At 60.4% G+C, this 22,768-nt stretch carries 25 protein-coding genes; 1 reads left to right on the top strand and 24 read right to left on the bottom strand.

Annotated features, from left to right (window positions below; all coding sequences use genetic code 11):
- Positions 1–31: 31 nt before the first annotated feature.
- The 20 genes from AABB87_RS15535 to AABB87_RS15440 all read right to left on the bottom strand — a co-directional run bounded on the left by AABB87_RS15535 (position 32) and on the right by AABB87_RS15440 (position 17,484).
- Entirely contained in the window at positions 32–1,108 is a 1,077-nt protein-coding gene (locus tag AABB87_RS15535; RefSeq protein ID WP_341972089.1) for an acyltransferase family protein, read from the bottom strand.
- A 54-nt stretch (positions 1,109–1,162) separates the two neighbouring features.
- Positions 1,163–2,167, bottom strand: coding sequence for a glycoside hydrolase family 16 protein (locus AABB87_RS15530; protein WP_341972088.1), 1,005 nt, complete (start codon positions 2,165–2,167; stop codon positions 1,163–1,165).
- On the bottom strand, positions 2,164–3,504 hold the full coding sequence (locus tag AABB87_RS15525; protein WP_341972087.1) for an MFS transporter: 1,341 nt from the start codon (positions 3,502–3,504) through the stop codon (positions 2,164–2,166). The genes AABB87_RS15530 and AABB87_RS15525 overlap by 4 nt, the downstream gene beginning before the upstream one ends.
- Before the next feature lie 41 nt (positions 3,505–3,545).
- On the bottom strand, positions 3,546–5,039 hold the full coding sequence (nagZ, locus tag AABB87_RS15520) for a beta-N-acetylhexosaminidase (protein WP_341972086.1): 1,494 nt from the start codon (positions 5,037–5,039) through the stop codon (positions 3,546–3,548).
- 86 nt (positions 5,040–5,125) lie between these two features.
- Positions 5,126–6,136, bottom strand: a complete 1,011-nt coding sequence (locus tag AABB87_RS15515; RefSeq protein WP_341972100.1) for an SIS domain-containing protein — start codon at positions 6,134–6,136, stop codon at positions 5,126–5,128.
- Between the two features lie 13 nt (positions 6,137–6,149).
- On the bottom strand, positions 6,150–7,283 hold the full coding sequence (gene nagA, locus AABB87_RS15510) for an N-acetylglucosamine-6-phosphate deacetylase (RefSeq protein WP_341972099.1): 1,134 nt from the start codon (positions 7,281–7,283) through the stop codon (positions 6,150–6,152).
- Positions 7,284–7,297: 14 nt separating this feature from the next.
- On the bottom strand, positions 7,298–8,029 hold the full coding sequence (locus AABB87_RS15505; protein ID WP_058721883.1) for a GntR family transcriptional regulator: 732 nt from the start codon (positions 8,027–8,029) through the stop codon (positions 7,298–7,300).
- 4 nt (positions 8,030–8,033) lie between these two features.
- Positions 8,034–8,984, bottom strand: coding sequence for a BadF/BadG/BcrA/BcrD ATPase family protein (locus AABB87_RS15500; protein WP_341972085.1), 951 nt, complete (start codon positions 8,982–8,984; stop codon positions 8,034–8,036).
- Positions 8,985–9,443: 459 nt separating this feature from the next.
- Positions 9,444–10,151: a uracil-DNA glycosylase gene (locus AABB87_RS15495; RefSeq protein WP_341972098.1), complete on the bottom strand. Its 708-nt coding sequence runs from the start codon at positions 10,149–10,151 to the stop codon at positions 9,444–9,446.
- Between the two features lie 16 nt (positions 10,152–10,167).
- Positions 10,168–10,956: an indole-3-glycerol phosphate synthase TrpC gene (trpC, locus tag AABB87_RS15490; RefSeq protein ID WP_295130616.1), complete on the bottom strand. Its 789-nt coding sequence runs from the start codon at positions 10,954–10,956 to the stop codon at positions 10,168–10,170.
- Positions 10,957–11,050: 94 nt separating this feature from the next.
- A complete protein-coding gene (locus tag AABB87_RS15485; RefSeq protein ID WP_341972084.1) occupies positions 11,051–11,668 on the bottom strand; it encodes a DUF4124 domain-containing protein in 618 nt (205 codons plus the stop codon).
- A gap of 58 nt (positions 11,669–11,726) precedes the next feature.
- A complete protein-coding gene (gene trpD / locus AABB87_RS15480) occupies positions 11,727–12,767 on the bottom strand; it encodes an anthranilate phosphoribosyltransferase (protein ID WP_058721879.1) in 1,041 nt (346 codons plus the stop codon).
- A 17-nt stretch (positions 12,768–12,784) separates the two neighbouring features.
- Entirely contained in the window at positions 12,785–13,867 is a 1,083-nt protein-coding gene (gene ltaE, locus AABB87_RS15475; protein WP_341972083.1) for a low-specificity L-threonine aldolase, read from the bottom strand.
- Between the two features lie 12 nt (positions 13,868–13,879).
- Positions 13,880–14,464, bottom strand: a complete 585-nt coding sequence (locus AABB87_RS15470) for an anthranilate synthase component II (protein WP_058721877.1) — start codon at positions 14,462–14,464, stop codon at positions 13,880–13,882.
- Between the two features lie 354 nt (positions 14,465–14,818).
- Positions 14,819–15,283 (bottom strand): hypothetical protein, encoded by a 465-nt coding sequence (locus tag AABB87_RS15465; protein WP_341972082.1) that lies wholly within the window; start codon positions 15,281–15,283, stop codon positions 14,819–14,821.
- Positions 15,280–15,549 (bottom strand): ECs_2282 family putative zinc-binding protein, encoded by a 270-nt coding sequence (locus AABB87_RS15460; protein ID WP_341972081.1) that lies wholly within the window; start codon positions 15,547–15,549, stop codon positions 15,280–15,282. Before AABB87_RS15460 ends, AABB87_RS15465 begins: the two co-directional genes overlap by 4 nt.
- Positions 15,550–15,653: 104 nt before the next feature.
- Positions 15,654–16,025: a DUF6508 domain-containing protein gene (locus AABB87_RS15455; RefSeq protein ID WP_341972080.1), complete on the bottom strand. Its 372-nt coding sequence runs from the start codon at positions 16,023–16,025 to the stop codon at positions 15,654–15,656.
- An 86-nt stretch (positions 16,026–16,111) separates the two neighbouring features.
- Complete coding sequence (locus AABB87_RS15450; protein ID WP_341972079.1) at positions 16,112–16,525, bottom strand: hypothetical protein; 414 nt, start codon at positions 16,523–16,525, stop codon at positions 16,112–16,114.
- Between the two features lie 55 nt (positions 16,526–16,580).
- On the bottom strand, positions 16,581–17,021 hold the full coding sequence (locus tag AABB87_RS15445) for a hypothetical protein (RefSeq protein WP_341972078.1): 441 nt from the start codon (positions 17,019–17,021) through the stop codon (positions 16,581–16,583).
- Between the two features lie 133 nt (positions 17,022–17,154).
- The gene (locus AABB87_RS15440) at positions 17,155–17,484 is read right to left on the bottom strand and encodes a hypothetical protein (RefSeq protein ID WP_341972077.1); all 330 of its coding nucleotides are present in this window, start codon (positions 17,482–17,484) and stop codon (positions 17,155–17,157) included.
- A gap of 230 nt (positions 17,485–17,714) precedes the next feature.
- Here AABB87_RS15440 and AABB87_RS15435 point away from each other — a divergent pair, with 230 nt between their 5' ends.
- Entirely contained in the window at positions 17,715–17,984 is a 270-nt protein-coding gene (locus tag AABB87_RS15435) for a helix-turn-helix domain-containing protein (RefSeq protein ID WP_341972076.1), read from the top strand.
- Between the two features lie 47 nt (positions 17,985–18,031).
- Here the strand turns inward: AABB87_RS15435 and AABB87_RS15430 are convergent, their stop codons facing one another.
- The 4 genes from AABB87_RS15430 to AABB87_RS15415 all read right to left on the bottom strand — a co-directional run bounded on the left by AABB87_RS15430 (position 18,032) and on the right by AABB87_RS15415 (position 22,615).
- Positions 18,032–19,078 (bottom strand): site-specific integrase, encoded by a 1,047-nt coding sequence (locus AABB87_RS15430; protein WP_341972075.1) that lies wholly within the window; start codon positions 19,076–19,078, stop codon positions 18,032–18,034.
- Positions 19,075–20,235, bottom strand: a complete 1,161-nt coding sequence (locus tag AABB87_RS15425) for a hypothetical protein (protein ID WP_341972074.1) — start codon at positions 20,233–20,235, stop codon at positions 19,075–19,077. Before AABB87_RS15425 ends, AABB87_RS15430 begins: the two co-directional genes overlap by 4 nt.
- Positions 20,236–20,614: 379 nt before the next feature.
- Entirely contained in the window at positions 20,615–21,007 is a 393-nt protein-coding gene (locus tag AABB87_RS15420; protein WP_341972073.1) for a hypothetical protein, read from the bottom strand.
- Positions 21,008–21,382: 375 nt separating this feature from the next.
- On the bottom strand, positions 21,383–22,615 hold the full coding sequence (locus AABB87_RS15415) for a tyrosine-type recombinase/integrase (protein WP_341972072.1): 1,233 nt from the start codon (positions 22,613–22,615) through the stop codon (positions 21,383–21,385).
- Positions 22,616–22,768 lie beyond the last annotated feature (153 nt).

Below are 22,768 nucleotides of genomic sequence, written 5' to 3'. Positions count from 1 at the left end.
CGCCAAGCGCCCTATCGCGCAAGGCTGGCGCTCACACCTTGAAGTAGATTCCGCGCCGGTCCAGCAGTTTCACGATCACCGCCCACACGGCCACGAAAGCCAGGGCAAAGGCAAGCGATTGACCCCACGGCCCCACCAGCGGCTGCAGCCAGGCAAAGCCATGCGCGTACAGCGGCGCCATCAGGCCGAAGCCTTCCAGCAGCACGGTGCACATCCAGGCGCCGCCATAGGCCGCGATGGCGTTGACGCCAAAGCTGCGACCCAGGGCCGGCCAGCCGCGCTGGTCGATCAACACATGCGCCAGGGCCAGGGCCAGGCAGGCCAGGCCACCGGTCCACAGCACAAAGCTGGAGGTCCACAGCTGCTTGTTGAAAGGCAACACGCCCGTTACCAGCCAGCCCAGCGCCGCTGCGGCCACACCGAAGATCAGCAGTTGTTGCAGCTTGCCTTGGCGCAACAGATGGCCGGCACGCAGGCCCAGCAAGCAAGTCGCCAAAGCACCCAGGGTGCTGACCAGGCCTTCAGGTTCATGGCCGAACCCGGTGGCGGCTACCCATTCGTAGGCATGCCGACCCAAGACGGCGGCGTCCACGCGCGAGGCGATATTGCCCAGCTTGTCCAGGCTCCCTGCGCCCAGCAGCAGGGCCGTATAACCCAGCAGCAAGCCGCCCAGCAAGAGCCATTGCGTACGCTCGCGCAGATAGACCGCCGCACAACCCACCAGCGCAAAACACAGGCCGATGCGTTGCAACACGCCCATGATGCGGAACTCAGGCTTGTCCATCAGCCACCAGGCCAGCAGATGCAGCACCAGGCCTAAGCCGATGATGCGCAGGGCACGCACCAGAATCGTCTTGGCCATCGGCGCCGGCGGCGCATGCGCCTCGATGCGCGAGCCAAAGGCCAGGGCAATCGACACGCCGACGATGAATAAGAAGAAGGGGAAGATCAGGTCGGTGGGCGTGCAGCCATGCCACTCGGCATGTTCCAGCGGCCAATACACATGGCCCCAGTCGCCGGGGTTGTTGACCAGCAACATGGCGGCCACCGTCAGGCCGCGCAGGGCATCCACGGAGGCGTAACGTTTGCTTGCTGTCGTTGCGCTCATCCCCATCCTCTTTTTTATTCGAAATACCAAAGGCGGGCACGCGCCCGCCAAAGCTTAGAAGTCGCAGTGGCTGGCCAAGGCCGGCTCGGCCGCTGGCACGGTATCGACACGCGCCACACCACCGGCGCGCAGGCGCTCCACTTCGGCCTGCACCTGCGCAGGGCTCAGCACTTGCTGGCGGGCATGGAACACCCAGTCCACATCCTGCTGATACACCCGCGGCTCGCTGCTGGCCGGCAAAAGCCCGCCGGGCGAGAACCACAAATTGAAATTGATCGACATCGGCACGACGGGGTAATTGCGCCCGCCATGCTGGGCGAGCTGGCGGCCATCCAGAAACAGCCGCGTCTTGCCATCGGCGATCTGCATCATCAGCACATGCCAGCCGTCCAGGCTGCCGTGTTCCTCGTGCGACTGATTGAATGCTTGCCAAGGGTCCAGCTTCACCGTCTGCCAGGTAATGCCGTAGAGCCGGGTCTTCTCACTGCCCCAGCCACCGTTGGCCAGGTACTCGAAGTCGAGTTCGCTGAATTCGGGGTCGAAGTCGTGCTTGAGCGGCGCCACCACGTAAAAAGTCTGGATCACCGGGTCGCCATCGACGCCGCGCAGAGGCTGGTCGTTAAAGCGAATGCGGGCGGCATAAGTGCCTTCCAGATATTTGCGGGCGTGGCACAGCTGCGTTTGCTGGGTGCCAGCGGGCGTGCCGTCGGTCTGTGCGGTCAAGCGCAAGAGGCGCTTGCCCGCTTGCTGCGGGTCGGCCACCAAGCTGATCTGCTCGGGCGACCAAGCAGCGCCGGGCACACCGGGGTGGCCGGCAGCGCTACGCGGCGTCCAGCCGCCGGCCTTCAGCGCGGCCAGGTCGGGGTAATTGAAGTCGTCAAAAAAGAATCCGGCCTTCGCGGGAACGGCTGCAGCAGCCGATGCTGCTGCGCGCTGCTCCCCTCCACCTAACGCAAAGGCCGGACTGAACACCAAATGCAGCCCTGCCGCCAAAGCGACGGCCAACACTCGGAGGCAACTGGTGCGGAAAAACACGCCACGCATCATGCTCAGCTTCACTGCGCCGTGACGGCGTCGGCCTTGGGCTCGCCAGCTGAAGCACCTTCAGCCTTGCCAAGCGTCGGCATTTTGACGAAGAACATCAGCAACAGCGCCGGCAGGCCGCAGACGATGGTCCACAGGAAGAAATGCTCATAGCCCATGGCCATCTGGATGTCGCCGCTGATGGTCTTGGAAAAAATGAAACCCAGCTGCATCACCCCCGACCCCAGTGCGTAATGCGCGGTCGAGAACTTGCCCGGCGCCACCACCTGCATGATGAACAAAATCATGCCGACGAAACCAAAGCCATAACCAAACATCTCCACGGCCACCGCCGCGCCGATGTGCAGCATGTCGGCCGGGTGCGCCACAGCGAGGTAGTAGAAGGTCAGATTGGGCACGCCCATGGCCAGAATCAGGATGGGCATGGCGCGCTTCAGGCTCAGCCAGGAGGTGAAGTAGCCACCCAGAATGCTGCCGACCAAAAAGGCGCCGGTACCAACCGTGCCGTAGATGCCACCGACCTGTTCGGTCGTCAGGCCCAGGCCGCCCTTCTCGCGCGCCTCGATCAGGAACAAGGGGCCGATGGTTTGCACCTGGCCTTCGGCAAAACGGAACAGCACGATGAACAAAATCATCGCCCAGATGCCGGGCTTCTTGAGGAAGTCGGCAATGACTTCCTTCAGCGTGCGCCAGACATTGGCAGCGCTGCGGTCCGCTGTGACGGGGCTCAGCACATTCGGCAGCACCTTGGCGTTATAGGCCGCCAGGGCAGCCAGCAAAATCGCCAACACCGCGAAGATCACGCTCCAGGCGTTGAACACGCCCATGCTCTTTTCCAGATGTCCGGCCAGCACCAGCAGGCCGCCCAGGGTCAGGAATTTGGAGGCATTGAAGAAGGCGCCCTGCCAGCCGGCATAAGCCGCTTGCTGCTTGGGGTCGAGCGAGGCGAGGTAGAGGCCGTCGCAAGCGATGTCATGCGTGGCCGAGGCATAGGCCAGCAGGAACAGCACCGCGATGCTGGCGGCAAAGTACATCGGCATCTGCACGGCCAGGGCCATCAGCCCTAAGCCCACCGCGCCGGTGAACTGCATTGCCACCACCACCAGCTTCTTGCTGCGAGCCAACTCCAGGAAGGGGCTCCACAGCGGTTTGATCGCCCAGGCCAGGCCCAGCAAGCCGGTCCAGCGCGCGATCTGGTCGTTGGGCACGCCCATGTTTTTGAACATCAGGCCGGCCAGCAGCATGACGACGAAGAACTGCATGCCCTGCACAAAGTACAGACTGGGCACCCAACGGATGGGCGAGCCCGCTTGTGGTGCGGGGGCCGAGGTCGGCGGCGTGGTTTGGGACATGCGCAGGTCTCCTGATGTTCGACTTGTGTGGGCTGGCTGAATCAGCCCAGGCTGACCGGCGACTGCGCCGTGGCCTCGACCCGGCCTTCCAGCCAGGCTTGCAGGCCAGCCAGTGCGCCATCGGCATAACCCCAGCTCACCACGGTAGGCCCAGGCACATCCAGCGCCTGGAAGGGGTTCCACAGCACCAGATGCAAGTCAGGCTGCCAGGTCTTGGCATTAGCGCCGTAACGCATGCGATGGGTGGAGGCCACGATGTTCAGCGTGCCAGCCTCAGCGGGCGGCAGCTGCGCCCAGTCCAGGGCAAGGATGTCGTCCACGAAGCGGATCTCGGCCTGCGGGAAGTTGGCGAACAGCGCAACGATTTGCTGGCCCGAGGGGCCGGCTTCCGAGACGCCGTCGGTGGGCACCTCGGGCTGCACGAAGACGCGCAGCTTGGCATCACGGGCGGGCGCCTTGGCGCCGCGCAAGGCCGTCAGGCCACGCGCCCAGGCCTGGCGCATCAGTTGATCGTCCGCGGCGCGCGGCTCGCCTTGGTAGTCGTCATGGCGCACCGGGTAGGCGGCGGCCAGTTTGTCCAGGCGGGCGCAGGCGATGCGGCCTTGCTCGGCCGACAGCTCGCCGCTGGCGAAGGCGTCTTTCAAAGCTTGGATGGACTTGCCCTGCTCTTCCAGGTCGCCCTGGGCCAGGATCATGTCGGCACCGGCGTCGATGGCCATCACGGCCGCGCGGGCGTAGCCGTAGCGCTCGAAGATGGCTTTCATCATCAGCGCGTCGGTGATCACCACGCCGTCATAGCCCCACTCGCGGCGCAAGATGTCGCCGAGGATCTTCTTCGACAAGGTGGCCGGATGCTCGGGGTCGATCTGCGGGTAGACGATGTGGGCCGTCATCACGGCAGGCGCTTCATCTCCGGACTGGTGACAGAAGGCCTTGAAGGGGCGCAGCTCCAACGCATCCAGCTCAGCGCGGCTCTTGTCCACCGTGGGCAGGGCCAGGTGGGAGTCCACATGCGTGTCGCCGTGGCCGGGGAAATGCTTGACGCAGCAGGCCACGCCTTCGCGCAGCGAGCCGGCCATCCAGGCGCCGGCCAGGCGGGTCACGTCGTCGGCGTCTTCCGAAAAGCTGCGCTCGGCGATCACCGGATTGGCCGGGTTGTTATTGATGTCCAACACCGGCGCGAAATTCCAGTTGATGCCGATGGAACGCAGGCCGCGTGCCACGGCCGCGCCCACCTCTTCCGCCAAGGCGGCATCGTCAGCAGCACCCAGGGCCATGGCCGAAGGAGCTTGCGGCAAGAAGGTGGCGCGCACGACGGAGCCGCCTTCCTGATCCAGGCCGATCAAGGCCGTGGGGCCCATCACATTGCGCAGGTCAGCGGTGAGCTGGCGCACTTCGGCTTCGGTGCCCAGGTTCTTGCGGAACAGGCAGACGGCACGAACTTGGTTGGCGCGCAGAAACTCGGCGGTGGCCAGATCCAGGCTCTTGCCCTGGATGTCGACCATGACCAACTGGCCGGGGTGGAAAGCGTTCATGATTTTGAGCAGTGAGGCGGACCCGTGGCCCGCCGTTTCTTCGAGATCGCAGCGGACGCAGCGGGTGGCGACCCGCCGCTGCTACATCAATTGGTCTTGGTGACCTTGGCCAGGTGCGGCGGCTGATCCGGGTTGCGGCCGCGAGCGCGGGCCAGGGCTTCCACCATCGGGTAGAAGCTCTGAATTGCGGCGATGGGGTCCAGGTCCTCATTGCCGGTGCAGCTCAGCGGCAGCTCGGCGCCAGGCGTGCCGGCCGGTGCGGCCAACAGCACGCGGGCACCACGGCCACGCATTTCTTCGGCCAGCGCCAGCAAGCCGGCTTGGGCGGGGCCGCGCGGTGCGAACACCAGCATGGGGTAGCCCTGGTCCACCAGCGCCATCGGGCCATGCTTGACCTCGGCGCCCGAGAAAGCCTCGGCCTGAATGCCGCAGGTTTCCTTGAACTTCAGCGCCGCTTCCTGGGCGATGGCCAGGCTGGTACCGCGGCCGATGACGAAGAGCTTGTCGGCGTTCTTCAGCACGTCCACCGCCACATCCCAACGCTGGGCGGCAGCTTCGCGCAGGGCGCTGGGCAGTTGTTGCAGGGCGGCTTGCAGGTCTTCGTCTTGACCCCAGGCGGCCACCACGCGGGCACCGGCCACCAGCTGGGCGATATAGCTCTTGGTCGCGGCAACGCTGTTCTCAGGGCCGGCATGCAGGGAGAACACAAACTGCGCGGCCTCGGCCAGCGGCGAGCCAGGGGCGTTCACAAAAGCCACGGTGCGGGCACCGCCAGCGCGGAAAAATTTGGTCGGCGCCACCAGGTCAGGGCTTTGGCCCGACTGCGAGAAGGCCAGCGACACCAGGCCGTCGCTCTTGATCTTGCTTTGGTACAGGGTGATCAGCGACATCGGCAGCGAGGTCACCAAGGTGCCCATGCGCGCCATCATCAGATAGGCCATGTAGTGAGCAGCATGGTCAGAGCTGCCACGCGCCACGGTCAGCAGCGAGGTGGGCGGCTGGGTGCGCAGGGCTTCGCCCAGTTCGGCGTACGCGTTTTGGTCGTGGGCCAGCTGATTCGCCACCACATCGGGGGCGCTCAGGGCTTCTTCGAGCATGCGGGTCTTCAAGTTATCCAACGAGGTCAATTTCTTCTCCTTCAACGACCACCCGCTGCAGCTGCAGCTCCCGGTCCAACACCACCAAATCAGCCCAAGCACCGACCGTCAACTGACCCCGATCACTCACGCCCATGTATTCCGCCGCATAGGTCGAGACCCGCCGCGAAGCGTCTTCAATCTCCAGGCCCATGCCGACCAGATTGCGCAGCGCCTGGTCCATGGTCAGCGTGCTGCCGGCCAGGGTGCCATCGGGCAAGCGCACGCCGCCCAGGCATTTGGTCACCGTGTGGCGGCCGAGCTTGTATTCACCATCGGGCTGGCCGGCGGCCGCGGTTGAGTCGGTCACGCAGAAGGTGCAAGGGATCGAGCGCAGGGCGACGCGGATGGCACCGGGATGCACATGCAGCAGGTCCGGAATGATTTCGGCATAGCGGCCATGCGCCAGCGCGGCGCCGACCATGCCGGGCTCGCGGTGATGCAGGCCGGTCATGGCATTGAACAAATGGGTGAAGCCCTGAGCGCCATGCGCCAAGGCGGCCACGCCGTCTTCGTAAGTGCCCAGGGTGTGGCCGATTTGCACCTGGAAGCCGGCCGCGCGCAGCTCGGTGATCAGCTCCAGATTGCCGGGCAGCTCCGGGGCGATGGTGATCAGCTTGATGGGCGCCAGCGCGTTCAACTCTCGCACTTCCGCCATCGCCGCCGCCTTGGCGAAGGGCGGCTGCGCGCCCAGCTTGCCGGGGTTGATGTAGGGGCCTTCCAGGTGGACGCCAAGGATGCGTGCGCCTTGGGGGTCGCGGGTGGTGCAGATCTCGCCCAGCGCGGCCAGCGCGTTGCGGATATCGTCCATCGGCGCCGTCATGGTGGTGGCCAGCATGGCGGTAGTGCCGTGGCGCACATGCAGCTTGGAGATCTGCCGTGCGGCGTCGCCGCCTTCCATGGTGTCGTGTCCGCCGCCGCCGTGCACATGCACGTCGATGAAGCCGGGCAGGATGATGGGCAGGGCCAGCTTGTCGTGGCGCACTTGCGCCTCGGTGACCGGCTCGCCGGTGATGGCGGTGATGCGCCCTTCGCGCTGCTCGATTCGGCCACGTACAAAGCCCGCAGGCGTCAGCACATAGCCGTCAACTTGTTGAAACTCCGCCATCATCCCTCGCCGTCCTATCCTTCGCGCCGCATCTCGGCGACAAAATCGTAGTAATCGCTGCGGCAGTAGGAATGGGTCAGCTCCACCGCATGACCCGATTCCAGATAACCCACCCGCGTGATGAACAACACCGCCTGCCCCACCGGCACTTCCAGCAAGCCGGCCAACTTGGAGTCGGCATTGATGGCGCGGATGTGTTGCAGCGCGCGCACCGGCGCACCGCCCAGGGTTTGCAAATGCTCGTACAGCGAGGCCTGCACCGCCTGCGGGTCGGGCAAGACCGACTCGGGCAAGACACTGACCTCGTAGGCCATCACCACCGTGTCGGCCAGGCGCAAACGCTCCAGGCGCGCCACGCGGCCGCCGGTGCTCAGGCCCAGGCTCAGCTGCTCATCGGGGGCGGCGGCCGTGAAAGTGCGGGTCAGCCAGCGCGAGCTGGGCTTGAAGCCGCGCTGTTGCAGCTCTTCCGAAAAGCTGGTCAGGCGTGAGAGCGGCTGCTCCAGCTTGGGCGCGATGTAATTGCCCGAGCCGCGCTTGCGCACAATCATGCCCTGCTCGACCAGGCGGTCGATGGCCTTGCGGGCGGTGACGCGAGACAGCTCCAGCTGCTCCGACAACACGCGCTCCGAAGGCAAGGCCTCATCGGCCTGAAACACCCCGTCACGAATCGCTTGGGCCAGTTTTTGCGCTAATTGCATGTACAGCGGCGAAGCCGCTGTGGGGTCCGGTTTGAATTTGAATGGCATGAGATCACTGTTCCAAACGTTGGAGGACGCCGCGAATCAAATGCAGCGCCCCGTCTGCGGAATCGCCTTGCGGCGCAACACAACGGGACGCAATGGTGCCTGAGAATTTGGGAGCCAAGCGCAGGGCGATGCTGCCGCACAGCGCCAAGGGCAATTCGGCGGCCGGATCCAGCGCCAGCGCCAGGCGCTCCAGCTCCACCACGGCCTCGGCCACAAAGCCTGCGGCGACCGGGTCAGCGCCCTCGCCTTCGGCATGTTCGAAGACTAGGCGCGCCAAGCTGGCATAGGCATGTTGGCCAGCTTTGGAGCACCAATCCAACATGGCTTCACGGTCACTACCAGCCACCGCCCAGATTGCCCGTGCCAGCGCACCAGCGGGCACGCGCCCGTCCAGCGCCTGCTGCGCATGGCGAATCGCCTTCAGGCCGAGCCAGGCGCCGCTGCCTTCATCGCCAACGATCCAACCCCAGCCGCTGATGCAGTCGCGCGAGCCATCACGGCGCAGCACTTCACCGACCGAGCCTGTCCCTGCCGCCACCACCGCACCGGGCTGGCCACCGTGGGCACCCAACACCGTGGTGAAGCCATCGCCATCCAGCGCCACCACGGCAAAGCCCGGCTGACGCGCGTAAAAGTCCATGGCCTGGCTGACCACGCTGGCACCCGAAAGGCCCAGTCCAATGGCGCATTGCGACAGTGGCAACTCAGCAATCCCCGCTTGCGCCGCCGCAGCCTGCAAGGCCTGCTGGATATGGCGCCAAGCCTGCTCAGCGCCCTGACCCAGAGCCGAAGGCCCGGCCTCGCCCTGGCCCAACAAACGGCCATCGCGCGTGCTCAAACGCAGCCGAGTACCCGTGCCGCCACCATCCACACCGACCAAATAGGCCACACCGGCCAGATTGACGACATCGGAGCCCAAGACATGGGCAGGCACGGTGGAGGACGCTGAATTCATAGTGATACCAGTCTAATACCAAAAGACAAGGCTGGTCAATCGGTGTTGCCCTGAGTTTTTAGACAACACCTATTCCGCGCGCTCATCTGCCAACGGCCCCAACCTAGTTAGGGACAATACCAGTTTAGAACCAAGTGCGCGATTGGTAGCAGCCCTGATTTGAGCGGCAGCAGGGCAAAAACGCTACTCGCCATGCCCGCTTTTGGGGCAGCTTGCCGCATCTGCAAAAGCGCGCCTTGCGCAAGCGCAGTTGCCGATGACGCCGTTCGAATCAACACTCGGCCAGATCAGGACGGCTGGCTGCTCTGCGCAGTGAAGTCAAGAAGGAGGCGCTGGCCGCAGGCCGGCGACGGGTGACATGAACGAAGCAGAGCGGCCAGCCGTCCTGATCTCTCCCGCCCCCACATACCTTGGGCCGAACCGAAAGATCGATTAGCCCGGGAAGCCCTGCCACTAGCACTACAAAGCCCAGTCCATCCCCTGCCCGCGCTGGCTTTGCAGCCAAGCCGAGGCTTGCGAGAAATGCCCGCAGCCAATGAAGGGCAGAGGCGGGCGCAGGGCCGACAACGGCGAAGGGTGATTGGCTTGCAGGATCAAATGAGCAGGCCCTGCCGCTGCAATCAGCGCTGCCTTGGCCTGGGCATGCGCGCCCCACAGCATGAAAACCTTGGGCGCGGGGTCTTGGGCCGCGGCTTGAATCAGGGCGTCGGTCAAGGCCTCCCAGCCTTGCTTGGCATGGCTGGCGGGCGCGCCGTCTTCCACTGTCAGGCTGGTATTGAGCAAGAGCACACCGCGCTGCGCCCAGGCGCCCAAGTGACCGTGCATGGGCGGCTGCAGGCCGAGGTCGCGCTGCAATTCCTTGAAGATATTGCGCAGGCTGGGCGGAAACTTGTTCAGCTCGGGCGGCACCGAAAACGCCAAGCCTTCAGCCTGACCCGGGCCGTGATACGGGTCTTGCCCCAGGATCACCACACGGGTCTCGCGCAGCTGCGTCAGGCGCAGGGCGCGCCAGGGGTCGGGCGGGTAGATCAGCGCCCCGGCTGCTTGGCGCGCGTGCACAAACTGCAGGCATTGTTGGCCGGCCGCGCTGGCCGCCCAGGTGCTGAGCACGGGCTGCCAGCCGGCATCAATGCCGGCAGCCGCATCGGCGATGTCCACCAGCGCCATCGTCACGCCCACCGACTCAGGCAAACAATTCCGCCAGCGCCACACCCGGCTCGGGTGCGCGCATAAAGGTCTCGCCCACCAGGAAGGCGTGCACATTGGCCGCGCGCATCTTCTGCACATCGGCCCGCACCAAGATGCCGCTCTCAGTAACCAGCAAACGATCGGCGGGCACCCGGGGCAGCAGGCCCAGCGTGGTGTCCAGCGTCACTTCGAAAGTGCGCAGATTGCGGTTATTGATGCCCAGCAGCGGGGTTTTGAGCTTGAGGGCGCGGTCCAGTTCGGCGCCGTCGTGAACCTCCACCAGCACGTCCATTTTGAGCGCGTGGGCCACGGCTTCCAGATCGGCCATCTGCGCGTCATCCAGGCAGGCGGCGATCAGGAGAATGCAATCCGCGCCCATGGCGCGCGCCTCAAAGACCTGATATTCGTCCACCATGAAGTCCTTGCGCAGCACTGGCAAGGCGCAGGCCGCCCGCGCCTGTTCCAGATAGGCTTGCGAGCCTTGGAAGAACTGCACATCGGTCAGCACGCTCAGGCAGGCCGCGCCATGGGCGGCGTAGCTTTGCGCGATCTCGGCCGGGCGGAAATCGGCGCGGATCACGCCCTTGCTGGGGCTGGCTTTCTTGATCTCGGCAATCACGGCCGACTGGCCCGCCGCAATCTTGGCGCGCAGCGCGGCCTCAAAGCCGCGGGTGTCGAGCCGGCTCTCAGCCTCTTCGCGCTGGCTGGCCAGCGAGCGGGCCTGGCGGGCCAGCTTGAGCTCTTCGTGTTTGACCGCAACGATGCGATTGAGGATGTCGGACATGGTGATTGATTCGGTTGACGGGTCGTAAATTGAAACGCTCGGCGTTCAAAGCGAGCGCTTCATTCAATGGGGTGAGCGCTGAGTACGCGCCAGCCTAGCGGCAAGCCTTGGCATCGTGCAGGCGCTTGTGCAGTTCCGCCTGCAGCTGCGGATTGTCTCGGTTGGCGATTTTGCTGATGTCCATTTCGATGTCGCGAATCTCGCGCGCTGAGGGGCATGGCTTGGGCGGCGCAGCACTCTTGCCACCGTCCTGATCTTGAATCGCAGTCACCACACCATCGCGGGTGTAGACATAAACCGTGCGGCCATTGCGGAAGTAGATCAGCTGATCTTGCTGGCTGCCGCCGTACTGGCCCGTATTGGTCCGGTCCGGGCTGCCAAGCGCCTGATTCAGCTCGTCTTGCGTCATGCCCACCATGGGCCGACCCACATTGATGGCTTCGCGGATGCGCAGGCGCCGCTCCAGTTCCGCCAACTTCGCTTGCGCGGACTGACCGTCTTTGGGCGGGCCCGAGGCCGGCTCGGACGCTGAGCCCGCCGCATGGCGCAGGCGCTCTTGCTGCTCACTGGCCGCGCAAGGCGTCTGCTGAAACGTCACAGCGCCGTCGGCAGATTTGCATTTGTACTGTGCCTGCACGCCGGTGCTGAACAGCAAGGCACCGAAGGCCAGCGTCATCAGCTTGGCCCACTGGCGCTGATGAGGGCAAGCCATCACAAGCGCCCTCACCGGCTTGGCTTGCTGCAAGGCAGGCATCAGGCGCCGCATGGCATCAAGCCGCGCCCAAGCGCTGGGTCGCGGCCACAAACTGATCAAGCTTGGCGCGCGCTGCGCCGCTGGCGATGGCGGCGCGGGCGCGTGCAATGCCGTCAGCAATCGAGTCAGCCACATTAGCGGCGTAAAGGGTAGCGCCGGCATTCAGCAGCACGATGTCGCGTGCGGCGCCGGCCTGGTTGTCGAGCGCGCCGAGCAGCATCACGCGCGACTCCTCCGGCCCGGCCACCCGCAGCGTGCGGTTGGACACCATGGCCAGGCCAAAGTCCTCGGGGTGGATTTCGTACTCGCGCACGGCACCGTCTTTGAGTTCACCCACCAAGGTGGCGGCACCCAAGGAGATTTCATCCATGCCGTCCTTGCCGTACACCACCACCGCATGCTCGGCGCCCAGGCGCTGCATCACGCGCACCTGAATACCCACCAAGTCGGGGTGGAACACGCCCATCAAGATATTGGGGGCGCCGGCCGGGTTGGTCAGCGGGCCCAGGATGTTGAAGATGGTGCGCACGCCCAGTTCCTTGCGCACCGGGGCGATGTTCTTCATCGCCGGGTGGTGGTTGGGCGCGAACATGAAGCCAATGCCGGTGTCGTAAACGCTTTGAGCCACCTGATCGGGCGTGAGCATGATGTTGGCGCCCAGCGCCTCCAGCACATCGGCGCTGCCGGTCTTGCTGCTGACGCTGCGATTGCCATGCTTCGCCACTTGCGCGCCGGCCGCAGCTGCCACAAACATCGAGCAGGTGGAGATATTGAAGGTGTGGGCGCCATCCCCACCGGTGCCCACCACATCGACCAGATGCGGGTGGGCGGCCGGGTCCAGCGGCACCTTGTTGCTGAGCTCGCGCATCACCTCGGCGGCGGCGGCGATCTCCCCGATGGTTTCCTTCTTGACCCGCAGACCCACCAGGATGGCGGCGGCCATCACCGGCGACATCTCACCGGCCATGATGCGGCGCATCAGCGCCAGCATTTCGTCGTGAAAGATCTCGCGGTGTTCGATGACGCGGGTCAGGGCTTCGGCATTGCTGATGGGCATGATCTTGTCTCTCACAGTCAATAAGGTCCGGCCGTTGATTGGGCAGTGGCCAGGTCGTGCGGGCCGGCGTCGGCCGAGAAGAATTCGCGCACCGCGGCCAGCGTGCGCTCGACACCGGCGCTGTCCACATCCAGATGGGTCACAAAGCGCAGGCCGATCAAGCCGGTGGCCCAGATGCCCCGCGACTTCAGATGCGCCAGCAAGGCGGCACCGCGGCCATCGGCCACGTCGACAAAAACGATATTGGTGGCGGCCGAGCGCACGCTCAAGCCCGGGATGCCGCCCAGGCCCTCGGCCAGTTGCGCGGCCAGGGCATGGTCCTCATGCAGGCGCTGCACATGATGGTCCAGCGCATGGTTGGCCGCCGCAGCCAGCAAGCCCACTTGGCGCAGGCCACCGCCCACCATTTTTCGGATGCGATGCGCGCGCCCGATCAGCTCGCGCGAGCCGCACAAAATCGAGCCCACCGGCGCGCCCAAGCCCTTGCTGAAGCAGACCGAGACGCTGTCGAAATGCGCCGTGATGCGGCGCAGCGCGGCGAACACATCGCCCCCCGGCCCGGCATCAAAAGCCGCAGCATTGAAGACCCGCGCGCCATCCAGATGGCAGGCCAGGCCGTGCTGGCGAGCCAGCGCCGTGGCCTCGGCCAGATAGCTGTGCGGCATGGGCTGGCCGTTCCAGGTGTTTTCCAGGCACAGCAGCTTGCTGCGCGCGAAGTGAGGGTCGTCGGGCTTGATGGCGGCGGCAATATCGGCCAAGGCCATGCGCCCTTGCGCGTCCTGCGTCAGCGGTTGCGGCTGGATGCTGCCCAGCACGGCCGCACCGCCGCCTTCGTAACGGTAGGTGTGGGCCAACTGGCCAACGATGTATTCATCACCGCGCTGGCAATGCGCCAGCAAGCCGCACAAATTGCTTTGCGTGCCTGAGGCCATGAAGAGCGCGGCCTCCATGCCGGTGAGCTCGGCCACGCGTCGCTGCAGGGCCAGCACCGTGGGGTCGTCGCCGAACACATCGTCGCCCACCTCGGCGCGCGCAATGGCCTCGCGCATGGCGGCCGTGGGTCGGGTGACGGTGTCGCTGCGGAGGTCAACAATTTTCATGAGAAGCGCCTGTCAGAGGGCCAGATTGAGGAAGTTCTTCAGCATCGCGTGGCCATGCTCCGAGAGTATGGACTCGGGGTGGAATTGCACCCCTTCCATCGGCGTCGCGGTGCCGGCCAGCGCACGGTGGCGCACGCCCATGATCTCGCCGTCTTCGCTGCGGGCGCTGATTTCGAACTCGGCCGGCATGCTGGCTTCTTCGATCACCAGGGAGTGATAGCGGATCACGCTGAACTCACGCGGCAGGCCTTTGAACACGCCCTTTTGGTCGGTGCTGATGGTGCTGGCCTTGCCATGCATCTGAGTCTTGGCGCGCACGATCTTGCCGCCCAGCGCCGCACCCATGCTTTGGTGCCCCAGGCAAACGCCCAGGATGGGCAGCTTGCCCATGAAGTGCTGAATCGCCGGCACGCAGATGCCAGCCTCGGCGGGCGAGCAAGGGCCAGGCGAAAGCACCAGGTGATCGGGCTTGAGCGCCGCGATCTCGCTCAGGCTGATTTCGTCGTTGCGAACCACCTTGACCTCAGTACCCAGTTCACCAAAGTACTGCACCAGATTGAAGGTGAAACTGTCGTAGTTATCGATCATTAAAAGCATGACTAAACCTAAGCAATTGATTTATATGGAGTTTTTTCGATTCCCATCGAAATTAAACTCACGGATACCCCCTCAAGTACCCCCTCAACTATTTGTTGCCCGTTCGGGGAAACGGGAACTGAGGGGCATGCGCAAATTTGATGGCTAACGCCACCAGCGCCAGAGCAGGAAGGTCCGTTTTTCAGAGTCACGCTTCATGCAAGCAATTCTAGCTTGCAGACAATTTCGAGCTAGCCGAAGACGACAGCCCGCCGTCCAGAATCCATGAGGAGCGCGAAGCGACACATTCACTCACACCGATGACCACGACGAGCGCAGCCAACAAAGTCGAGCCAAGAGCGGGTGAACATGACCTCACGCATGCGCTGTGGCGATCTTCTCTTGTTGTGCACTGTGATCATCCTCCCAAAGAAATCTAACTTTTACCTTGCGAGGCCCACTTAACATAGTTATGGCTATTAGTTCAATGCCACTACCAGGATCAATTTGGTCAACCGGAAATTTCTCACTAACCTCAGTGGCAATCAACATCTCGCTCCCATCAAGGATCTCCATGCGGACATGACGTGCAGGCGCCTTTCCTGAATTGAATACCTTTAAGCGATTACCATTGCCTTGTTTGACGATACGCGCACCTAGATCGGCTTGCCTCTTTTCTTTGGCTTGATCATCGATTTGCCGCATCATCTGCTTGTTAAGCAGCTCTTGGTTTTCAAAGAACTTTCTTTGCCGCCCATTGAACCCGAATGTGATGCCAAGGGATGCGATGGATAGACAGAGCGCTAAGTAGGCGGGGATGTCGCCCCAATTAACGCTCATTTGATCTTCAGATTCTTGCTACCACGAAACGCATTCCGAAGCGTTGCCTCGAAGTCCTTTTTCAAACCCCCAACAACTTCCTGAGTTAGCTCTTGCTTTTGGTGCTCAATATTTTCGGCGTTGTCATCGATAAGCTGATCCCGCGAAGTAGTGCGATGGCAGGAGACACACTCTAGTAACGCGGTCGGATCGTTACTTGACCCGTTTTCAAAATCAGATCCGCCGCAGGTAGGGCACTGCAGAGTAATGGTTCGCTTGTGTTCCATGCTAATCCTCAAAGAATGGTTGCCCGACTGTACATAAATCCCAAAGATCGAAAATCCGGGAGGAGTTGCATAGGCAGAATGCACGAGCGCCGCCTTGAAACAATCTAGCAACCAACCTGCACCGATCGCCAGCCAAGAGATGCCCCGTCAACTTCATGAATTCGGCGGAGAGCTCTGAGAATTAAACCAGTGCGAACTACTTCTTCGAGATGACCGTCAACAAACCGATTTTGACGAAAATGGAAGGTGATCAATTTGAAAATCGTCGCCAGATCAGCTTCTTGTATCAGTGATGGACTCAGCATGAACCCGAATGCCTTGTCGCACCAAGATGGCCAATCGAATGGAATGAAGCCGTCTATTTCAGATAAAGCGTTGCGAAGTCGGTCACAGGCAAAAGAAACGCTCTCCTCGTCAGCTTCGCGATCAAGCCCCTCAAAAACCGGTAGGAGACAGGTCACTGCTGCAAGGTTCATTTTCAAACCGGCCTCATCTGATTCGACATCAAAATCAATTGTTGATTCATGAAATAGGAATCACCCTCACGCTGCCTTTTCGCCTTTTAAAGAAGCCCCAATCGGGCCTGCAGAACCTCCACCTCACCGTATGTTTGAGCAGTTAGATCCTCACAGGTTCCAACACTATCAAGATACGACAAATTCATCTTTTTGAACTTTTCGACCATCCGCTCATTTGACTTTGTCGCTTTGATTTGTTTCTCAAACTTGGCTACGGCGAGCACTGCCGCATTTCGATCATTTGTCAGACTCACATGCGTCTCCACAGCAAGACGCTTCGCCGCTCGATAACGACCAAGTCCACCAAGGAAGTTCTGGCACGCGAACGTGGAGATCATGTGCCCTTGAAGTGCCCGCACCAACTCAGTTGCAACCTCTGCATCCTCTATTTCGGGAGTGGCAGCCACACCCGAAACGACGAAGGCCAACGCAACGATGAGAACTCTGAGGATGCTCATATGCGGGACTCACAGGGCGACAGAACAATTGACAAAGGGAACTGGGCGCTCTGGATCATCTAGTCGTCTGAATAGTGCGAACAAAGCCATTGCTCAGATAGACGTACTGATCATCGCCAATTTTTTCGCGCCGATAGACCCACTGCTCGCTCACCACCGACGCGGTAATTGTCTGATTGATCTTGGTGGGCCGCCCCCAGACGCGAACGACCTCCTCGGCAGTCATCCCAACGATGACTCTGCCGTCTCGCATCGCGTCTCCAATCACTTTCTCGCGATGGGCAGCCTCCAACTCTCGCCGCACAAGTTGCGCACTTGGCGAGTTGAAGTCGGCGGCGCCTGCCCCGGAAACGTTGACATTGACGCCGCCGTCACACTTTGCGTCTTGGTAAACCACTTTTCCATTTACCGTGCACTTGTACGGCTGGGCAGCAACTCCTCCACCCACCAAGAGCGCAGAAAACGCCAGCACAAATCGGAAGATCGCTATTCGCATATGACTCCATTCATTCGGTGCAATGGGTGAGGCCCATTCGCCAGTCGCTAGGCACACTGGATCGCCCCGTAGCGCGATTTTTTTGACGAAGGAAGGGGAATGTGAGCGCATCTCCATCACAAGGCATACAGCCTCATTGCTTGAGCCAGGTTTTTGCTTTGTGCTTGAACCCGGCCTCACATTGCCCACGGCAATCTGTGCTCGTTTCTGTGGCGCTGACCTCAGCACATCCCCTCGCCATCATCTCCGACGCAAGCACTCCAGCTTCGGTCGCCCCCTGTAAATTATTTACATAAGCAGAGGCTATCGAATACCCCCGCTCGAAACAGCGATTCACCGGCTCTTCCACTGGAGCGACTGCTTGCTGTTTCCCTGCCGCGTGCTTTTTGCTGCCATCGACCATTGCAGCCAATACAACCCAAATGCACATAATCCACAGGGCGTACTTCAAATACTTGTTCATAGGCTTTTTCGGCACCACAGCCTTAGGAGCCACAACCTTGCCACGCGATGGATCAGGAACGCCGCAATGCGGACACACAGTTGCCTCGGCACTGATCTTTTTCCCACACTCTCTGCAAGCCAACAACGCCATGTTCACCCCCTGTTAGTTGATTCATTCTGCCGCATATATTAGGAAGACTCGCCATCAGTAAAAAGTGAACCTCTACCTACTTTATTAGGTAGAGTTTTTTGGACACTGATCAGGCATTCGGACTAGCTCTGCGCAGCCTTCGGCAGAGCAAGAAGTGGAGTCAAGAGCGGCTTGCACTTGAGGCCGACGTGAACCGAAACTACGTGTCATTGATTGAATTAGGACGGAATAGCCCCAGCGTACGAATGCTGTTCGGCCTATGCGAAGCCCTAGAGATATTGCCATCGGACTTGTTGAGCGATGTTGAGCGACGACTGCTTGCTCAGCAGCGCCACAGCCCCACGCCATCCTCTGCCTCGGCGAAGTAGGGTGCCGCTCCTGTGCAATTGATTGCACAAACCAGAGCGGACCTGAATCAAAGAACACAACCAGCAGCATTGTTCTCAAAGACATTCGCGTCACGCACATAGCGGCTCAACATGTTCAAGCTTCGGTGCCCTGTCTGCTCTTGAATTTTCATCAATCCAACGCCGAGTTGCGCCGCACAGGTGACCAGACCTGACCGCAAACTGTGCCCGGAGTAGGCCACTTTCGGCAGACCGATAACATTCACATTTCTTTTGACGATCAGCGCGACAGACTGATCGGAAAGCCTACGAGCAGAAACGGCACCTGCCTTACTGACACTCCGGAAGAGCGGGCCACACCCAATACCCGCTGCGGCCATCCAGTTCGACACTGCTTTCACTGGGCATGCAGCAGTCCTCCCAAATGGAACGGCTATTTTTCGACCGCAGCCTGATTGATCGGTCTTGCTTCGCAACAGGTGCACAAGCAACCCCTCGGGGACGAACTCCAAATGTTCAACGTCTAGCCCGACCAATTCGGAACGCCTCAATGCAGCAGCGAATCCAAGCAAAAGCAAGGCACGATCACGTAGCCCCCTCATGCCGCTCATCTGCTCAAGAATAGGAAACAAATCTTGCCTCAGCAACGGCGCCGCCTGACGTTGCGGTTTGCCATGCAGTCGACGGCATCCGCGAAGCACAGTCCTCACAAGATCTGCTTTTGCCGGATCGGGAAAGCCTAAGCTGGTGTGTGCTCGCCCGATCCCAATCATCCGCCTCAGAATTGTTGCCGGAGCATGCAATTGAGATCTCGCAGCGACATAGGCGGCCAACACTTCTGGCGTAGATGGAATGAGGCCGCCCCAAGCCAAGAAATCCCTGAGATCGCCCTGATAGGCCTTGCGAGTTGCATTTGCAGTCGCAGCTTCGACGTACCGCATGACGGCCTGATCATCTTCGTTCCGTGCAATTGATTGCACGGCAACCTCAGCGACTTCGACGCGGCCCAAAGCATCCACACGGATTGGTAGTGAGAATTGGGTGTTACCGCTAGTAAAGCTGCCAAAGTTGAGGAGTTGCGTCGCTCCTGAAACGGCATAGGAGCCGGAGCTCACGACAGACCACCGTAGCTTCCCTTCACCCCATCCAACTGGTGGTGGGAAGCTCGAAGCCTAAAGATCCGAATTTGAGCGAGCGCTTCGGCCTCAGAACGCAGAAGAGCGTACAGCTCTTGTCGCCTCTCTGCCGAGCTTAAGCCAAGTTGTAAAAGCTCTTGAGTCTCAGTCTCAGCGGTCAAGCGGCTCAGGCCATCTGAGCAAAGGTATCGATCCAAATTTGACGACTCGACATGGAACATTGCCATGTTGAGCATTCGTACCGGGCTCCGCGCCCAGCAGTGTTGGGCCGTGAATCGCCGAATATTGGGGGAAAGAAAAAACTCCCGCAGAGCCGACCGTCCAAGTTCTGAAAACATGTCCACTCCGCAAAGTGGAAGCCCTTCGAACAACTGATCAGAGTCAGGGCAAGCGCTTCCGAGTGCAACCCGGCGGCTCTCGCCAGCAGCCTCAACAGCAAGGGGTAAGAACGCAGCGAGCCCCCCAGATCTTGCCTGCTTGGCCATAAGTGCGAGAACCAAGGGCGGCATCGCCAGTTCTGCACCAACCAATTTGAGCGCAGGCACATTGCACTTGCTCAACACTCGATAGGTTCCGCCATTTCGCTCGGAGATCCCTCCTAGGACGCGTAGTGCTAAAGCGCGTTCTAGCCACGGCCTCTGGCGGTCAGCTGCCACCCCAATAAGGCCATCACTCGGCTGCGCCAGCAGACGGGGGAGTAGCTGGTTAGCATCTTGTTGAACCGCAGCAAGACAAAGCGCATCGCAAGCCGCACGGCACTTTGTGGCGGCCGCCAATGACGAAACAAGAAACGCCACAGTCTGCGCCGCCCCAGTCCGCCACCACTTCGAAGATCCACACATATCAAATACGTCGTGGCAGACCTCTAAGCCGCCAATGCCTACATCTTCGGCGGCAATGATGGGCAAGCGTCGTGGCAAATATGCCGGATCGATTTCCAGCAACTTTGTGGCGACCGAAACTGCGGTCTCAATATGCCCTCTACGAATCGACTTCTGCAAAGCACTTGAAAGAAGCCATTTATCTGAAGTACTAGGCAACTTCCCAAGTATCACTTGAAATCGGCCCACCTTACTTTCCAACTCCTCCACATGTCCTGCAGAGTCGTAATTCGTCAGATACAACACAGACATCATTTATTCTCACAATTTGTTTTCACAAATTGAGCGTAGTACCTGACACCTACATGTCAATAGATACTGCAAAGATAGATGTTTTGGTATTCCAGAAATTTCCCTGGCTACTGTGTATATCGACCTCAGACTCCCCATGACCTCTTGTCGCTTCATTTGCGAGTGAGCTAGCTCGCTCGCTAAAGCGATTCATTTAATCTCCTTATGTACTCTCTTTAATACCATTTCATCAAAACAATGAGATCCGGTTTCACCATTAGAGCAAGACGGACCTCTGATTAGACCCGAGGTCCACCTCTGACGAAACCCGATGTCGCAGTTCGTCTGACCGACACGAAAAGATGCGATTTGTGTGAGCTGACACGGCGAAACAGCGTAGCGTTTAGATGCTTTCGGCTAGCTCCGATTGATGCAGCTGCTGATCAACAAGGCTTTCAAGCTCGGCCATATTCAAAGCAATATGCAACACCTTGCACCCATGAAACATCATCGACCTAACTTCGATCAGCCCAATTGACTGAAGTTTCCGTCGAGCTCGACCGAACTGCGCCGGTGAAATGAAGCACTCTTCGCACCAAGTTTTTTGGTCCTTTGCAATCCAGAACCGATCATGCCTTTTGACTTTCAATTTCGATTCGCCAGAAGCATTGGGACGATGCCAATACACGATTTGCGACAACAGTGCACCACCCACTAGGCCTTCCGCGATTTGGACATAGGCCTTTAGGATCAGGAGCTTACCGCCGGTTCCTTTCTCTTTCTCCCATAAGCTCATTTGCAACCTCCCTGCGAGTTGGAAGCTGACTCAGCATCCAGGCATCGCTTTACGGTTCTGGTATGCCAATATGGGCGTACCCCGTCACGTCCGTCAGGTGCGGGCAGAACGCCTGTCTTTATGTGCGAATACAGCGTGGAATGGGAGACGCTGAAAATGGTCAGTAGATGCCCGACACGCAGCCTCCCAGGCTTATCAAGGTCAATGTTCTTAAGATCCCTCGCGCGAGTATGTGTTTGGCGAACTACTTCAGTTTTCGATTTACCACTATTGATCATTACCTTCTCCTTTGAGCGGCGGCACCTGTCGTATTAACTACGCCGAATCCGTAAGAAGAAGTCTAATCAAATCCAAAATAATCCCGAAAATCGGAATTCAAGTAGCCAATACTTCGATTTCCGCCTTCTTTTCTTGACGTAATTCATCAATTTTCAAGGCCCACGCACTCATCATCTGGGTTCGCTCAGCCAGATACTGTGCTTGGTTATACGCCGAACTGACTTTATTTCGCTCGCTGTGCGCGAGTTGCCGCTCGATGGCCTCATGCCGAAACCCCCACTCATGAAGCAGTGTGGATGCAGTACCCCGAAAACCATGTGCCGCAAAGCCGATAGTTCCGGCCCCATTGAGACCCATGCGCTCCAACGCGCGATTTATGGTCGTTGGCGTCATGCAGTCGTCCGGTCGTCGATAGTTGGGGAACAGCCAAGGGCTGCCTCCGGTTATCGCCTGCAGTTCCTTCAATAGTGCAATTGATTGCAATGAAAGTGGCACGAGATGCTCCACACCCATCTTCATGCGCTCAGCCGGGATGCGCCATATCCCGCCCTCGATGTCGAACTCCGTCCATCGAGCCTTTCGCAATTCAACGGTGCGGACGAATGTCAACAGCAGCAATTCAATCGCAAGCTTTGTCGTGCGATTCCCGCCTGATTTCTTGAGCCGAAGGAGCAGGTCCGAGATTTGCGAGGGACTCAACGGGATGTTGTGCTTGATCTTCGGTCGTTGCACCACGCCCTTCAATGCGGCAGCTGGGTCCGTGTCCGCACGCAGATTCAAGATCGCAAAACGAAAGATTTGCGACGCGAGTTGGCGGATGTTCTCGGCTACAACCTCCGCGCCACGCGCTTCGACCTTCTTGATCAAGGCAAGCAGATGCAATGGCGTCACTTGCCGAATTGGCATGCCACCAATGGCCGGAAATACATCCTTGTCCATTGCCCGTCGAATCTGCGACAGGTAATACGGCGACCACGCCACCTTTCGCTTGGCAATCCACTCCTCCGCGATGTACTCAAAAGTGTCCGCGCCTTCCTGCAATTTCTGCAGCTTCAACTGCTCTCTCACCGCCCGAGGATGCCCTCCACTCGCTACGACCTCCCGCGCCTTGCTGTGCTCTTCCCGAGCTTGCTGCAGGGAGATTTCTGGGTAGGCCCCAATGGCGTATGTGTGCTCTTCCTTAGCGAGTCTGTACTTGTATCGCCATAGCCGACTGCCTGTCGCTGTTAGCAGGAGATACAGCCCTCCGCCGTCAGCCAACTTGAGCTGCTTTTTGTCAGGAGGGAGCTTGGCGTTCTTAACCGCAGTGGCTGTGAGTGCGTACTTCACGATTGGGGGTATGCCGGAGGTTGGATTTCAATACCCCCTACGATACCCCCAAAACAATCGGTTGTGCGCGGATAGGTGCGCACAAAAACTTACAAGTACTTATTTAATTTCAATGACTTAGGAGTGATAGACCATCGACTTTGGACAAAAATG

Origin of the sequence: Roseateles sp. PN1 (assembly GCF_038419725.1) — a bacterium.
In the GTDB taxonomy this organism is placed as follows: Bacteria; Pseudomonadota; Gammaproteobacteria; order Burkholderiales; family Burkholderiaceae_C; genus Paucibacter_A.
The sequence above is the reverse complement of the archived record's forward strand: the minus strand, read 5'-3'. Positions and strand labels throughout refer to the sequence as shown.

Excerpts from the sequence above, each read along its gene's own strand:
- AABB87_RS15535 (WP_341972089.1), bottom strand. The coding sequence starts at position 1,108 with ATGAGCGCAACGACAGCAAGCAAACGTTACGCCTCCGTGGATGCCCTG.
- AABB87_RS15525 (WP_341972087.1), bottom strand. The coding sequence starts at position 3,504 with ATGTCCCAAACCACGCCGCCGACCTCGGCCCCCGCACCACAAGCGGGC.
- nagZ (WP_341972086.1), bottom strand. The coding sequence starts at position 5,039 with ATGAACGCTTTCCACCCCGGCCAGTTGGTCATGGTCGACATCCAGGGC.
- AABB87_RS15515 (WP_341972100.1), bottom strand. The coding sequence starts at position 6,136 with ATGCTCGAAGAAGCCCTGAGCGCCCCCGATGTGGTGGCGAATCAGCTG.
- nagA (WP_341972099.1), bottom strand. The coding sequence starts at position 7,283 with ATGGCGGAGTTTCAACAAGTTGACGGCTATGTGCTGACGCCTGCGGGC.
- AABB87_RS15505 (WP_058721883.1), bottom strand. The coding sequence starts at position 8,029 with ATGCCATTCAAATTCAAACCGGACCCCACAGCGGCTTCGCCGCTGTAC.
- AABB87_RS15500 (WP_341972085.1), bottom strand. The coding sequence starts at position 8,984 with ATGAATTCAGCGTCCTCCACCGTGCCTGCCCATGTCTTGGGCTCCGAT.
- AABB87_RS15495 (WP_341972098.1), bottom strand. The coding sequence starts at position 10,151 with ATGGCGCTGGTGGACATCGCCGATGCGGCTGCCGGCATTGATGCCGGC.
- trpC (WP_295130616.1), bottom strand. The coding sequence starts at position 10,956 with ATGTCCGACATCCTCAATCGCATCGTTGCGGTCAAACACGAAGAGCTC.
- AABB87_RS15485 (WP_341972084.1), bottom strand. The coding sequence starts at position 11,668 with ATGGCTTGCCCTCATCAGCGCCAGTGGGCCAAGCTGATGACGCTGGCC.
- trpD (WP_058721879.1), bottom strand. The coding sequence starts at position 12,767 with ATGCCCATCAGCAATGCCGAAGCCCTGACCCGCGTCATCGAACACCGC.
- ltaE (WP_341972083.1), bottom strand. The coding sequence starts at position 13,867 with ATGAAAATTGTTGACCTCCGCAGCGACACCGTCACCCGACCCACGGCC.
- AABB87_RS15470 (WP_058721877.1), bottom strand. The coding sequence starts at position 14,464 with ATGCTTTTAATGATCGATAACTACGACAGTTTCACCTTCAATCTGGTG.
- AABB87_RS15465 (WP_341972082.1), bottom strand. The coding sequence starts at position 15,283 with ATGAGCGTTAATTGGGGCGACATCCCCGCCTACTTAGCGCTCTGTCTA.
- AABB87_RS15460 (WP_341972081.1), bottom strand. The coding sequence starts at position 15,549 with ATGGAACACAAGCGAACCATTACTCTGCAGTGCCCTACCTGCGGCGGA.
- AABB87_RS15455 (WP_341972080.1), bottom strand. The coding sequence starts at position 16,025 with ATGAACCTTGCAGCAGTGACCTGTCTCCTACCGGTTTTTGAGGGGCTT.
- AABB87_RS15450 (WP_341972079.1), bottom strand. The coding sequence starts at position 16,525 with ATGAGCATCCTCAGAGTTCTCATCGTTGCGTTGGCCTTCGTCGTTTCG.
- AABB87_RS15445 (WP_341972078.1), bottom strand. The coding sequence starts at position 17,021 with ATGCGAATAGCGATCTTCCGATTTGTGCTGGCGTTTTCTGCGCTCTTG.
- AABB87_RS15440 (WP_341972077.1), bottom strand. The coding sequence starts at position 17,484 with ATGAACAAGTATTTGAAGTACGCCCTGTGGATTATGTGCATTTGGGTT.
- AABB87_RS15425 (WP_341972074.1), bottom strand. The coding sequence starts at position 20,235 with ATGATGTCTGTGTTGTATCTGACGAATTACGACTCTGCAGGACATGTG.
- AABB87_RS15420 (WP_341972073.1), bottom strand. The coding sequence starts at position 21,007 with ATGAGCTTATGGGAGAAAGAGAAAGGAACCGGCGGTAAGCTCCTGATC.